2 protein-coding genes are annotated in these 15,382 nt (G+C 46.5%); both read left to right on the top strand.

What is annotated here, in order from left to right:
- Positions 1 to 7: 7 nt before the first annotated feature.
- Entirely contained in the window at positions 8 to 7,690 is a 7,683-nt protein-coding gene (gene ppsB, locus MKY50_RS10080) for a plipastatin non-ribosomal peptide synthetase PpsB (RefSeq protein WP_341116581.1), read from the top strand.
- 17 nt (positions 7,691 to 7,707) lie between these two features.
- The gene (gene ppsC, locus MKY50_RS10075; protein WP_341116580.1) at positions 7,708 to 15,375 is read left to right on the top strand and encodes a plipastatin non-ribosomal peptide synthetase PpsC; all 7,668 of its coding nucleotides are present in this window, start codon (positions 7,708 to 7,710) and stop codon (positions 15,373 to 15,375) included.
- Positions 15,376 to 15,382: the final 7 nt, after the last annotated feature.

Here is a 15,382-nt window from a genome sequence, read left to right as displayed (position 1 = left end):
GGAATTGATGGCACAATCGGCACAAATTCAAGATATTTATCCGTTATCGCACATGCAGGAAGGAATGCTGTTTCATTCATTAATGGATTTCAGCTCGAAAGCATATATCGAACAGACCTCGTTTACGATCACAGGGAATCTATGCGTCGACTCGTTTCAAAAGAGCTTAAACCTTCTTGTTTCTAGATATGATATTTTCAGAACGATTTTCATTAAAGAAGTACCAGATCTTACAGGTCCGCAGCAGGTAGTCTTATCAAACCGGGAATTGACAGTATATAGAGAAGATATTTCTCGCCTGGCTGATCAAGAACAGCAGACGCTGATTGATGCTTTTATGACTAAGGATCGGGAAAAAGGATTTGATTTGCAAAAAGATCCTTTAATGCGTCTTGCCCTTTTTGATAGAGGAGACAGCCAATATACATGTGTCTGGACACATCACCATATCATCATGGATGGCTGGTGTCTCGGCATTATTCTTAAAGAGTTTTTCAGCATGTATGATTCGCTCAAAAATAACTCACCTGTACAGCTTGGCAGCACGGTGCCGTACAGCCGTTATATTGAATGGCTCGGAGAACAAGATCAAGAAGAGACTGCTGCCTACTGGAGCGAATATTTGAAGGAGTACGGCAATACTGCTTCTATTCCCCGAATAAAGCGCCGCACGGCAGACGGGAATTATAAAGCCGACCAGGTCAGCTTTTCATTAGCGCCGGATATGGTTGAGAAACTGACAGAGGCTGCCCAAAACTGGGGAGTGACATTAAACACGCTGTTTATGAGTATTTGGGGCGTGCTGCTCCATCGATATAATGCTGCAGATGATGCCGTTTTTGGCTCCGTCATTTCGGGACGCCCGTCAGCGATTGACGGAATTGAATCAATGGTCGGCTTGTTTATCAATACTGTTCCAGTGCGAATCCGATCTGCGAAAGGCATAACGTTTTCTTCGCTGGTCAAAGCCGTGCAGGAGGATATTTTATCATCTGAACAGCATGGGTATTATCCGCTTTATGAGATTCAAAACCATAGTCCATTGAAGCAAGGGTTGATCGATCATATTTTTGTTTTTGAAAATTACCCTGTACAGCTTCATCAGGCATTAAGCGTGGAGAGTGAAAATGACGAAGGCGCTCTGAAGCTGAGTGACATTTCAATGTCGGAACAAACCAATTACGACTTTAATATCGTTATCGTTCCGGGAGAATCATTTTATATCAAATTCAGCTACAACGCAGACATTTACGAGCGGGAGGAGATGCTGAGGATTCAGGGGCATCTAAAGCAAGCACTGGATTGCATTTTGACAAATCCCGATGTTGCCGTCAGTGACATCAATATCGTGCCGCCGGAGGAGCAACAGGTTATCCAATCGTTTAACGAAACTGAGCGTCCTTATGTGAACAAAACGATACCCCAATTGTTCGAGGAACAAGCCCGCAAAACACCTGAAGCGGCTGCATTAAAAATGGGAGACGATTGCTGGACCTATCGCCAATTAAATATAAGAGCCAATCAGATTGCGCACGCCCTGATAGAAAAAGGCGTTAGATCTGGAGATATCGTGGCTGTGATGATGGGCCGGTCAATGGAAATGCCTGCAGCTTTGCTTGGGATTTGGAAAGCAGGCGGCGCTTATATGCCGCTTGATCCACATTTTCCAGCAGAACGTCTTTCTTTCCTGCTGAAGGACAGTCAAGCGGCTCAATTGCTGATAGAAGAAGACCTTATTTCCTTGATCCCTCCGTCCTATGAAGGAAATACGATAACGATAGAACATACAGAAAGTTACCAAACAGAAGCTCCAAATATGCCGCCAGGTGATCTAGCCTACTTGATCTATACGTCGGGAACGACGGGGCGCCCTAAAGGGGTTTTAGTAGATCATCACGGTATTGCCAATACATTGCAATGGAGACGGGAAGAGTATGACATGACCGAACAGGATATATCCCTCCATTTGTTTTCGTACGTGTTTGACGGCTGTGTAACGAGCTTATTTACCCCGCTTTTATCCGGTGCGTGCGTACTGCTGACAACAGATGACGAAGCGAAGGATGTGCTGGCCCTTAAGCGAAAAATAGCCCGTTATAAGGTCAGCCACATGATCATTGTTCCTTCCCTGTACAGGGTGTTATTGGAAGTGATGACTGCTGACGATGCAAAAAGTCTTCGTATTGTGACATTTGCGGGTGAAGCGGTCACGCCTGATCTGCTTGAGTTGAGTCAAATAATTTGTCCTTCTGCTGAACTGGCAAATGAATACGGGCCCACAGAAAACAGTGTGGCAACAACAATATTGCGGCATCTGAATGAAAAAGAGAGGATCACGATCGGACACCCGATCAGAAACACAAAAGTATTTGTTTTGCACGGAAATCAAATGCAGCCGATCGGCGCGGCGGGTGAACTGTGTATTTCCGGCGCGGGTCTTGCGAGAGGATACTACAAACAGCAAGAGCTGACACAGAAAACATTCTCTGATCATCCATTCCTTGAAGGGGAGCGTTTATACCGAACAGGTGATGCAGGCCGCTTTTTGCCTGATGGAACGATTGAATATATTGGGCGTTTTGATGATCAAGTAAAAATTAGGGGTTACCGTATTGAACTGAGAGAGATTGAAACAGTTCTTCGACAAGCACCGGGGGTAAAGGAAGCCGCGGTACTGGCCCGTGATGTTTCTGCTGAGGAAAAGGAGCTCATTGCTTATATCGTTCCCGAAAAGGGAAACAGCCTCCCAGATTTGTATCAGCATCTTGCCGGGACATTGCCGTCCTATATGATCCCAGCAAGTATTATCAACATCAGCAGGATGCCATTAACATCCAGCGGCAAGCTTGACAGGTTTGCGCTTCCTGAACCAGAAAACAATACGAGTGTCACATATATGGCGCCCCGAACCTTAATCGAAGCTGATCTCGCACATATTTGGGAAGATGTGCTGAATAAACAGCACATCGGCATTCGTGATGATTTCTTTCAGTTAGGCGGACAGTCCTTAAAAGCGGCCGCACTGGTATCAAGAATACATAAAAAGCTTAATGTCGAGCTGCCGCTCAGTGAGGTGTTTTCTTATCCGACGGTTGAAAGCATGGCGGTCAAATTGATGAGCTTAAAAGAACACGCTTTTACACAGATTGAACCTGCGGATCAAAGAGATGTCTATCCGCTGTCTTTCTCGCAAAAACGATTATATGCTCTTCATCAGCTGGCAGATGACAGCACAGGCTACAACATGCCAGCTGTACTTGAATTACGCGGTAATCTGAATCGCCAGCGGTTGAGAAGCGTTCTCACAGAACTAGTGAATCGGCATGAAGCATTACGGACTGTTTTTGTGCTTGACAGAGACGAGCCTGTGCAGATCATTTATCCAGAGATAGCTTTTGATCTAAAAGAGCTTGAAATGGAATCAGAACAAATGCTTGAGTCTGCAATCGAGACCTTTATCAAACCGTTTGATCTATCATCCGGTCCGCTTTTTAGAGCATGTGTCATTACAATGGGCAATAATCGCGGCTTTTTGCTGCTCGATATGCACCATATTATTGCCGACGGTGTCTCGATGAGCACTCTTGTCCAAGAATTTACTGACTTATATTGCGGAAAAGAGTTGCCAGCTTTAAACCTGCATTATAAGGATTTTGCTGTTTGGCAGCAAGAGAAGTACCCGAAAGAGCTATACAAAAAACAGGAGGCCTACTGGCTCGGTCAGCTTGGCGGGAGTCTTCCTACACTAGAATTACCGCTTGATAAAACAAGGCCGCGTCTCCCTGATTTCAGCGGTGGAACAATTGAAGTCAACATTGATAAAGACATGACTGATGAGCTGCACCGTTTAATGGCTGAAACGGGAACAACATTGTATATGATTCTTCTGGCTGTCTATTCTATTTTGTTATCTAAGCTAAGCGGGCAAGAGGATATTGTTGTCGGTTCGCCTGCTGCCGGAAGACCGCACGCCGATCTGGAGCGCGTCATCGGGATGTTCGTCAATACATTGGCGATGCGCAGCAAGCCCGAGGGCCACAAAACGTTCAGCTCCTATTTGCAGGACATTCGCCACTTGGCTCTGACCGCTTATGAGCATCAGGATTATCCTTTTGAGGAGCTGGCAGATAAGGTCGATACAAATCGAGAGGTAAATCGCAACCCGCTGTTCGATGCGATGCTTGTGCTTCAAAGCAGTGAAGATTTCCGGTTCGAAGTGCCTGGTCTGTCGATTTCGTCTGTCACTCCTAAACATGATATATCCAAATTCGATTTAACATTACACGCTGAGGAGCATCCGAGTGGAATACGCTGCCGTTTTGAATACAGCACTGCTCTTTTTGAAGAAGAAACCATTACGCAGTGGGCATCCTATTTTATTGAATTGGTGAAAGGGGTAACGGCGGATACCGAGATGAGAATTTCGGACATGCAATTGCTTCCTGCTGCAGAGCGTAGGTTGCTCCTTGAAAAAATGGGGCAGTATGCGGCTTATCCGAGAAATGAAAACATAGTAAGCTTATTTGAAAAGCAAGCCGCTCAGTATCCGGAGCATATCGCAGTGGTGTGCGGCCATTCTCAGCTTACGTATCGAGACCTGAATGAAAAAGCCGAGCGGGCAGCTGCTATGCTGATCAAACAAGGGGTCAGAACTGGCGATATCGTCGGTCTGATGCTCGATCGGTCACCTGATATGATCATTGGCATTTTATCGATTTTAAAAGCTGGAGGGGCCTATTTGCCGATTGATCCTGAATATCCCAAGGAGCGTATCAGCTTTATGCTCAATGACAGCGGAGCAAAACTGCTGCTGACAGAGCGCGGTCAAAACAAACCTGCAGACTACATCGGGCAAATTTTGTATATCGATGAATGTGAAAACGACTCAATTCCGGCTGATGTAAACATTCAAGAAATAGTAACGGATCAGCCCGCATACGTGATATACACATCTGGAACGACTGGCCAGCCAAAGGGAGTCATTGTCGAGCACCGCAATGTGATCAGTCTCTTGAAGCATCAAAACCTGCCTTTTGAATTTAACCATGAAGACGTCTGGACGTTATTTCATTCTTATTGCTTTGATTTCTCTGTATGGGAGATGTTCGGTGCACTATTGAACGGAGGTACATTAGTCGTGGTCTCTAAAGAAACAGCCCGTGACCCCCATGCATTCCGTTTATTGTTAAAAAAAGAGCGCGTCACTGTACTCAATCAGACCCCGACTGCTTTTTACGGCTTGATGCTTGAAGATCAAAATCATACAGATCATTTAAACATCTGCTACGTGATTTTTGGCGGCGAAGCCTTACAGCCCGGATTGCTTCAAAGCTGGAATGAAAAATATCCTCATACTGATTTGATTAATATGTACGGTATTACAGAAACAACGGTCCATGTAACATTCAAAAAATTGTCCGCAGCAGACATTGCAAAAAATAAAAGCAATATCGGACGGCCGCTTTCTACTCTGCATGCTCATGTGATGGATGCCCATATGAACCTGCAGCCGATCGGAGTTCCAGGGGAGCTGTATATAGGCGGAGAAGGTGTGGCACGGGGATATCTCAACAGAGATGAGCTGACCGCTGACCGTTTTGTATCCAATCCTTATCTTCCGGGAGACAGATTATACCGAACAGGAGATCTTGCTAAGCGCCTGTCAAATGGCGAGCTGGAATACTTAGGCCGCATTGATGAGCAGGTGAAAGTCAGAGGGCACCGTATTGAGTTAGGCGAAATCCAAGCGGCACTTCTTCAGTATCCAATGATTAAAGAGGCGGCTGTCATTACCAGAGCAGACGAGCGAGGGCAAACAGCTATATATGCATATATGGTGATAAAAGATCAACAGGCTGCGAATATATCAGACATCCGGGCTTCCCTAAAAAACGCCTTGCCTGACTTTATGCTGCCTGCCCGTATGATACAAATTGACAGCATCCCGGTGACTGTTAATGGAAAGCTCGATCAGAAAGCCCTGCCAGAGCCTGAAAAACACGCTTATACAGCTGATGATATCAGTCCTAGAAATGAGATTGAAACGGTGATGGCTGAAATTTGGGAGGATCTTCTTAATGTAGATGAGCTGGGTGTAAGCGCCAATTTCTTTGAGCTTGGCGGAGACTCTATTAAAGCGCTGCAGGTTTGTGCCAGACTGAAGCAGCGCGGATTTGAAACGACAGTACGTGAGATGTTTGAACATCAGACTCTTGGTGAACTGTCCGCCCGGGTTCGAAAAGACGTACGCGCCATTGACCAAGGCCCGGTCGAAGGCGAGATTACTTGGACACCTATCCAGCAGTGGTTTTTCTTGCTATCTCTGGAAAGCCATCATTTTAACCAGTCCGTTATGATCTACCGGGCTGAACGATTTGATGAGGCTGCGCTTAGAAAAGTACTAAAAAGCCTTGTGACTCATCATGATGCACTGAGAATCGTATGCCGGCATGAAGATGGCAGGCAGGTGCAGATAAACAGAGGGATAGATCTTTCAGATGAGGAGCTATATGCACTTGAACTGTTTGATGTAAAGGATAGCCTAACAGAAGCACGGTACACGATTGAGGAAGCAGCCAGCCGGATGCAAGAACATATTCGTTTGGAAACCGGCCCCTTACTTCACGCTGGATTGTTTAAAACCGAGAATGGTGACCATTTATTTCTGACGATTCATCACTTAGTTGTTGATGCGGTTTCCTGGCGAATTTTGTTCGAGGATTTTTCAGCTGCTTACAAACAGGCAGTCTCAGGAGAATCTATTAAACTGCCGCAAAAAACAGATTCATATTTAACGTATTCACAAAGAATAGCTGACTACTCTAAAAGCCGCCAGGTGCAGCGCGAAGCAGCGTACTGGGATGAGTGCGAGAACCGTCACATCCAGCCTATTCCAAAAGACAATGACGCAGCATCTAACACATTCAAAGATACAGAAGTGATTGATTTTGAGCTATCTCGCCATCACACAGAATTACTACTAACGGCTGCACATAAAGCTTACAGCACGGAGATGAATGATATCCTTCTGACAGCTTTAGGTCTTGCTTTGCAGAAATGGACGGGAAATAACCAATTTAAAATCAGCATGGAGGGCCATGGAAGGGAATCATATCTTGAGGACATCGATATTAGCAGAACTGTTGGCTGGTTCACCTCCATTTATCCTGTGTGGCTTGATATGAGAGATTCCGATCATAAGGACAAAGAAGAGCGGCTGGGCCACCTTATTAAACAGACAAAAGATATGCTGCACCGTATACCGCATAAAGGCGCGGGCTACGGCGTGCTGAAATATATCAGCAAAAGATGGGGCTCTGAGAAAAACAGCCCAGAAATCAGCTTTAATTATTTAGGCCAGTTTGATCAGGATATTCAATCAAATGCCTTTGAGGTGTCTGACATCAAGCCAGGAAATGAGATCAGCCCGAACTGGGAGCGTCCTTATGCACTGGATATCAGCGGCGCCGTTTCTTCGGGGTGCCTGAACATGCACATCATCTATAACAAGCTGCAATTCGAAGAAAAAACAATCCAAACATTTGCCGGGCATTTTAAACAGACACTGGAAAACATCATTGAGCATTGTACGGGCAAAGAAAACCGAGAATGGAGCGCATCTGATTTCACTGATGAAGACTTAACGCTTGATGAATTGAGTGAGATTATGGGAGCCGTCAACAAACTATAGGGAGAGGAGATTCACTGATGCCGCAGCAACCCGAAATACAGGATATATACCCTTTGTCATTTATGCAGGAAGGGATGCTTTTTCACTCACTGTATGATGAACAGTCGAGAGCTTATTTTGAACAGGCTTCTTTTACGATCCATGGACAGCTTGACTTGGAGAGTTTTCAGAAAAGTATGGATGCTGTTTTTGACAGGTACGATATCTTTCGAACAGCATTCATCTATAAAAATGTAGCCAAACCTCGTCAAGTCGTGCTCAAGCAACGTCATTGCCCTGTTCATGTTGAAGATATTTCTCATCTCAATGAAAAAGATAAAGAACATTGTACAGAGGCATTCAAAGAGCAGGACAAATCCAAAGGCTTTGATCTCCAAACGGATGTGCTGATGAGAATATCTATTTTAAAATGGGCGCCTGATCATTATGTCTGTATCTGGAGCCACCATCATATTTTAATGGATGGCTGGTGTTTAGGCATCGTCATTAAAGACTTTCTCCATATTTATCAAGCGCTTGGAAAAGGGCAGTTTCCTGATTTGCCTCCCGTACAGCCGTACGGGACGTATATTAAATGGCTGATGCAGCAAGACCGGGAAGAAGCAGCTGAGTATTGGAAAAAGAGGCTTCAGCATTTCGAAAAAGCTTCGCCTCTGCCTAAAAGAACAAATCAAATGTCGGATGGGACATTACAGCAGATCACGTTTACCATTCCTGAAAAAGAAACCTCCGAATTACAGAAAATCGCTGCAGCTTGTGGTGCGACACTTAACACTGTTTTCCAAGCTTTATGGGGAATCATGCTCCAAAAGTTCAATCGCCGCGACGATGCTGTGTTCGGATCAGTTATATCAGGCAGACCTTCTGAGCTAAAAGATGTGGAAAACATGGTCGGACTTTTTATCAATACCCTTCCTATTCGAGTCCAAAGTGATTTTCTGTCTTTTTCTGACCTAGTCAGCGGAATGCAAAAGGACATGACTGAAGCAGAAGCGTATAGTTACTTCCCTTTATATGACATTCAGGCGCAGAGCGCTCTTAAACAAGAGCTGATTGATCATATTATCGTCTTTGAAAATACACCTACTCAACAAGAGATTGAAGAGCTGAATCAAGCTGGATCATTTGATTTCTCCGTGAAAGATTTTGAGATGGAAGAGGTAACTAATTATAGATGCAGTGTCAAAGTGATTCCAGGGCGTACTTTGTACGTTCGGATTCATTTTCATACAGGCACTTATCAACCAAATATGATGTCCGAAATAAAAGATTATTTACAGCACATGATCTCTGACGTCATCTCTGATCCATCTCTTCCTGTGTCAAAGATGACGTTGCTAGATGAGGACAAAACACGGAAAATCGTTTCTCAAAATAACAGGACAGTATCAGTTTCACCTGAAGCCCCAACCCTGCATGGGCTGTTTGAGCGACAGGCGGCAGTCACACCGGAGCGGCCAGCGATTCGCTTTTCCGGCGGTTCGCTGACATACGCTGAGCTTGACATGTACGCCAGCCGGCTGGCTGTGCACCTAGCGGCACGCGGCGTCACAAACGAAAGTATCGTCGGTGTCCTGTCTGAACGCTCACCTGACATGCTGATCGCTGTCCTTGCTGTATTGAAGGCCGGAGGGGCCTATTTGCCGCTTGATCCTGCGTATCCAAAGGAGCGGCTGAGCTACATGCTGAAAGACAGCGGGGCATCACTCTTGCTGACGCAGCCGAAATGTTCCGTACCGAACTTTTCCGGAGAGACGCTTGAAGTTGACATGACATCTCTTGCGAGCGAAAAAGCAGAAAACCATCTATTTACTCCTGCTGACGGCGGTTCTCTCGCCTATGTCATCTATACATCGGGCTCTACCGGGCAGCCAAAAGGAGTGGCCGTTGAGCACCGCCAGGCTGTTTCCTTTCTGACCGGCATGCAGCACCAGTTTCCGCTTTCGGAAGCTGACATTGTCATGGTGAAAACCTCTTTTTCCTTTGATGCGTCTGTCTGGCAGCTGTTTTGGTGGACTCTTTCCGGTGCTTCGGCGTATCTGCTTCCGCCCGGCTGGGAGAAAGATCCGGCATTGATCGTAAAAGCCATTGATCAGGAAAACGTGACAACGGCTCATTTTATTCCGGCTATGCTGAACAGCTTTCTCGATCAAGCGGAAATCGAAAGGTTGCGTGACAGCACAAGGCTGAAACGTGTATTCGCCGGAGGTGAACCGCTTGCGCCGCGTACGGCAGCCCATTTTGCTTCTGTATTGCCGCAGGTATCATTAATCCATGGTTACGGGCCGACAGAAGCAACGGTAGACGCGGCATTTTACGTATTGGATCCAGAACGGGACAGAGATCGTTTGCGGATTCCGATTGGGAAGCCCGTACCCGGTGCGCGTTTGTATGTTTTAGATCCGCATTTAGCCGTACAGCCTTCTGGTGTCGCCGGCGAACTGTACATTGCCGGAGCGGGTGTTGCCAGAGGTTATTTGAATCGGCCGGCATTGACGGAGGAGCGTTTTCTAGAAGACCCGTTTTACCCGGGTGAACGCATGTACAAAACAGGGGATGTGGCGCGCTGGCTCCCTGACGGGAATATTGAATTCCTCGGACGCATGGATGATCAGGTGAAAATCCGCGGCTACCGGATTGAGCCGGGAGAAATTGAAGCAGCACTAAGAAGCATAGAAGGCGTAAGAGAGGCGGCTGTTACCGTACGGACAGACAGCGGGGAGCCGGAATTATGCGCTTATATAGAAGGGCTCCAAAGAAACGAAGTGCGGGCACAGCTTGAGAGACTGTTGCCGGGCTACATGGTCCCAGCCTATATGATAGAGATGGAACAGTGGCCGGTTACGCCAAGCGGAAAGCTCGACCGAAACGCCCTGCCAGCTCCTGGCGGAGCGGCAGATGCGGAGACCTACACGGCGCCGAGAAACGTGGCTGAGATGAAGCTTTCTCAGCTGTGGCAAGACGTGCTGAAAAATGGCCCTGTCGGGATTCACGACAACTTTTTTGACCGCGGGGGGCATTCCTTAAAAGCAACGGCGCTTGTCTCACGGATCTCAAAAGAATTCAATGTACAGGTGCCGCTAAAAGATGTGTTTGCCCATCCGACGGTAGAAGGACTGGCGGCCGTTATCCGTGAAGGAACGGACAGTCCATATAAAGCGATAAAACCGGCTGAAAAACAGGAAACCTATCCGGTTTCCTCTGCCCAAAAGCGGATTTATGTCCTTCAACAGCTGGAGGACGGAGGGACAGGCTACAATATGCCGGCTGTGTTAGAGCTCGAAGGGAAGCTCAACCCTGAAAGGATGGACAGAGCTTTCAAAGAGCTGATCAAGCGCCACGAGTCGCTTCGGACCTCCTTCGAACAGGACGCAGGAGGCGATCCGGTGCAGCGCATCCATGACGAGGCGCCGTTTACGTTACAGACTACAGTTCTCGGCGCACGAACCGAAGAGGAGGCCGCAGCCGCATTTATCAAACCGTTTGATCTCAGCCAAGCGCCGCTGTTCCGTGCCCAAATCGTAAAGGTATCAGATGAGCGGCACCTATTGCTGGTTGATATGCATCACATCATTTCAGACGGTGTTTCCGTCAACATTCTGATTCGGGAATTCGGCGAGCTGTACAATAATCGGAATCTTCCGGCACTGCGCATTCAATATAAAGATTATGCCGTATGGCAAGAAGGATTCAAAACAGGAGACGCGTACAAAACGCAGGAGGCGTACTGGCTGAAGCAGCTCGAGGGCGAGCTGCCTGTGCTGGATCTTCCGGCTGATCATGCCCGCCCGCCGGTGCGAAGCTTCGCGGGTGACAAGGTCTCATTTACGCTGGAACCAGAGGTTGCATCAGGCCTTCACAAGCTGGCACGAGAAAACGGAAGCACACTGTACATGGTGCTCCTTGCGGCTTACACCGCGTTCTTGTCACGCTTAAGCGGACAGGAAGATATCATCGTCGGCTCGCCAATTGCCGGCCGGCCGCACAAGGATCTTGAGCCGATACTCGGCATGTTTGTGAACACGCTGGCGCTTCGGACGCGCCCGGAGGGCGGGAAGCCATTCGTACAGTATTTGCAGGAAGTGCGTGAGACAGCATTGGAAGCCTTTGAGCACCAGGATTACCCGTTCGAAGAGCTTGTCGATAAGCTTGAATTAACACGGGATATGAGCAGAAATCCGCTGTTTGACGTAATGTTTGTTCTTCAAAACATGGATCAGGAATCGTTGGAGCTGAATGAACTTTGTCTCAAACCTGCAGCACACAATGGGCATCAAACGTCCAAATTTGATTTAACCCTATATACACAGGAACAGCCCCGCGGTTTGCTGACGTTCCAAATGGAGTTTAGTACTGACTTATATAAGAAAAAAACGATAGAAAAGTGGCTTCAATACTTCATCAATATGTTACTCTCCATCATCAAAGACAACAAAGCCGCTCTCGGAACAATAAATATCCTGAATGAGGATGAGACCCATTACCTTATCCACGAGCTCAATCGTACAAAAATAGATTATCCAAGAAATGAAACCATCAGCAGACTCTTTGAAATGCAGGCAGAACAAACACCTAATGCTGTAGCAATTGTCAGCGACACCCAAGTATTCACTTACGAGGACATGAACAGCTGGGCAAATCAAATTGCCTCAGTTCTACAGATTAAGGGCGTAGGGCCTGATAGTGTTGTAGCCTTGTTGACAGGCAGAACACCAGAACTCATTGCAGGAATGCTGGGCATTCTGAAAGCTGGGGGAGCCTATCTGCCTATTGCTTCTGATCTGCCTGTTGAACGAATAGCTTATATGCTGTCAGACAGCGGGGCGGCATTACTCCTTCAATCTGAAAAAACAGAAAAACAACTATTAGACATTGAATGTGAACAAATCATAATCGAAGATATTCAAAAGCAAGGAAAAACGAAGAACGTTGATTCTTCAGCAGGGCCACATTCACTCGCATATATCATTTATACCTCTGGATCAACCGGTAAACCAAAGGGTGTCATGATTGAGCAGCGAAGTGTAATTCGTCTTGTTAAAAACAGCAATTATATTACATTTACACCTGAAGACCGCCTTCTGATGACATCATCAATCGGTTTCGACGTTGGGTCATTTGAAATTTTCGGACCGCTGCTAAATGGTGCCGCTTTGCATCTGTCCGATCAACAAACATTTCTCGATTCCCATCAGCTTAAGAGGTACATAGAACATCAAGGAATCACAACGATTTGGCTGACATCTTCTCTATTCAATCATTTGACAGAACAAAATGAACAAACATTTTCACAGCTGAAACATTTAATTATAGGCGGAGAAGCTTTGTCGCCGAGCCACGTCAATCGAATCAGAAATGTCTGCCCTGAAGTATCTATATGGAATGGATATGGCCCTACCGAAAATACAACTTTTTCGACATGCCTTCACATTCAAAAAACATATGAACTTTCCATTCCGATCGGGCGGCCGGTTGGTAATTCCACCGCTTATATCTTAAATCAATGGGGAGTGCTGCAGCCGGTCGGAGCTGTCGGTGAACTTTGTGTCGGCGGAGATGGCGTCGCCAGAGGATATTTGGGCCGTCCTGATTTAACGAAAGAGAAATTTGTCAAAAACCCATTTGTACCCGGCGATCGACTGTATCGCACGGGTGATCTGGCGCGCTGGCTTCCTGATGGCACAATTGAGTACGTTGGCCGTATTGATGATCAAGTAAAAGTCAGAGGCTATCGGGTGGAGCTGGGTGAAATCGAAACAGCACTTCGTCAAATAGACGGAGTCAAAGAAGCCGCAGTGTTAGCACGTACAGCCCAGACCGGGAGCAAAGAGCTGTTTGGCTATATCAGCGTAAAAGCAGGCACGAATGCTGAACAAGTGCGTTCTCTTCTCGCGCGTTCGCTGCCAAACTATATGATCCCGGCGTACATTATTGAAATGGAGACTCTTCCGCTCACATCAAACGGCAAATTGAACCGAAAAGCACTTCCTGAACCAAATTTCACATCTAAACAAACGTACGCTCCGCCTCGAAATGACCTTGAAGACCAACTTGCGTTGATCTGGCAGGAGGTTCTCGGCATCCAGAGGATCGGAATAGAGGATTCGTTTTTTGAATTGGGCGGAGATTCAATCAAAGCGCTTCAAGTTTCTGCACGCCTTGGGCGCTATGGGCTAAGCTTGCAGGTAAGTGATTTATTCCGTCATCCAAAGATAAAGGACTTATCACCATTTATCCGTAAGTCAGAGAGAATCATAGAGCAAGGACCCGTTCAGGGAGACGTTCCTTGGACGCCTGTTCAGCAATGGTTTTTTTCACAAGATATTGAAGAAAGACACCATTTCAATCAGTCTGTCATGCTATTCCATTCTGGACGTTTGTCTGAAAACGCCCTTAGACCAGCCTTGAAAAAACTGGCGGAGCATCATGATGCGCTTCGGATGGTTTATCGCAACGATGACAGGCGATGGATTCAAATCAACCAAGGCATTCATGAGTCACAGCTATACAGCTTAAGAATCTCTGATCTTTCACAGTCAGAAAGCGGCTGGGAGACGCAAATCAAACAAGAAGTTGCAGATCTTCAGCAAAGCATCAATTTGCAGGAAGGACCATTGTTGCACGCCGCTTTGTTTAAAACACTGACCGGAGATTACTTGTTCCTTGCGATCCATCACCTTGTCGTTGATGGTGTCTCATGGCGGATTTTGCTGGAGGATTTGTCAGCCGGATATCAACAAGCTGCTGCAGGCCAGACGATCCAGCTTCCGCCTAAAACAGATTCCTATCAGGAATACGCAAGACGCATACAGGAATATGCCCAAAGCGGTAAGCTGATTCGCGAAGAGGCGTATTGGCGAAGTGTAGAAGAACAACAAGCCGCAGAACTGCCATATGCAATACCGCATCATCTGAACATCGACTCCAGCAAAAGGGACTCATTAAGCTTTTCACTGACTGAAGCAGACACCGCCGTCTTGCTGCAAAACGTCAATTACGCCTATGGCACAGATACACAAGATATTCTGTTAACCGCAGCATCCTTGGCGATTTGTGAATGGACAGGAGGAAGTAAGCTCCGTATCGCTATGGAAGGACACGGGAGAGAACACATTCTGCCAGAGTTAGATATCAGCAGGACGGTCGGCTGGTTTACATCCATGTATCCGGCCCTCATAAGCTTTGAAAATCATAGGGATGAGCTCGGAATCGCATTAAAAACCGTTAAAGATACACTGGGCCGGATACCAAACAAAGGGGTAGGTTACGGTATGCTGAAATACCTTACACACCCTGAAAATAAAAGCATTACGTTTTCAAAAACACCTGAAATCAGCTTTAACTATTTGGGCCAGTTCAACGACATCGAAAGACAGGACACCTTCCGCCCATCAAGCCTTGGGAGCGGAAAGGATATCACTCATACATGGAAGCGTGAGCAAATCATCGAGATGAGCGCAATGGCAGCAGACAAAAAGCTCCATTTCAATCTTAGTTATCCGCCATCCCGCTTTCACAGAAACACAATGGAGCAGCTTATTAACAGGATTGAACACTTTTTGCTGGACATTATGAAACACTGCGCCGGTCAACAGAAAGCAGAAAAGACACTGAGCGATTTCAGCAGTCAATCATTAACGGCAGAGGACTTGGACAGCATATCCAGCTTGGTGGAAGAATTGTAGAAAATCG

The organism is Bacillus sp. FSL R7-0685, from assembly GCF_038002425.1.
In the GTDB taxonomy this organism is placed as follows: Bacteria; Bacillota; Bacilli; order Bacillales; family Bacillaceae; genus Bacillus; species Bacillus subtilis.
This window is presented reverse-complemented; position numbering and strand designations above follow the sequence as displayed.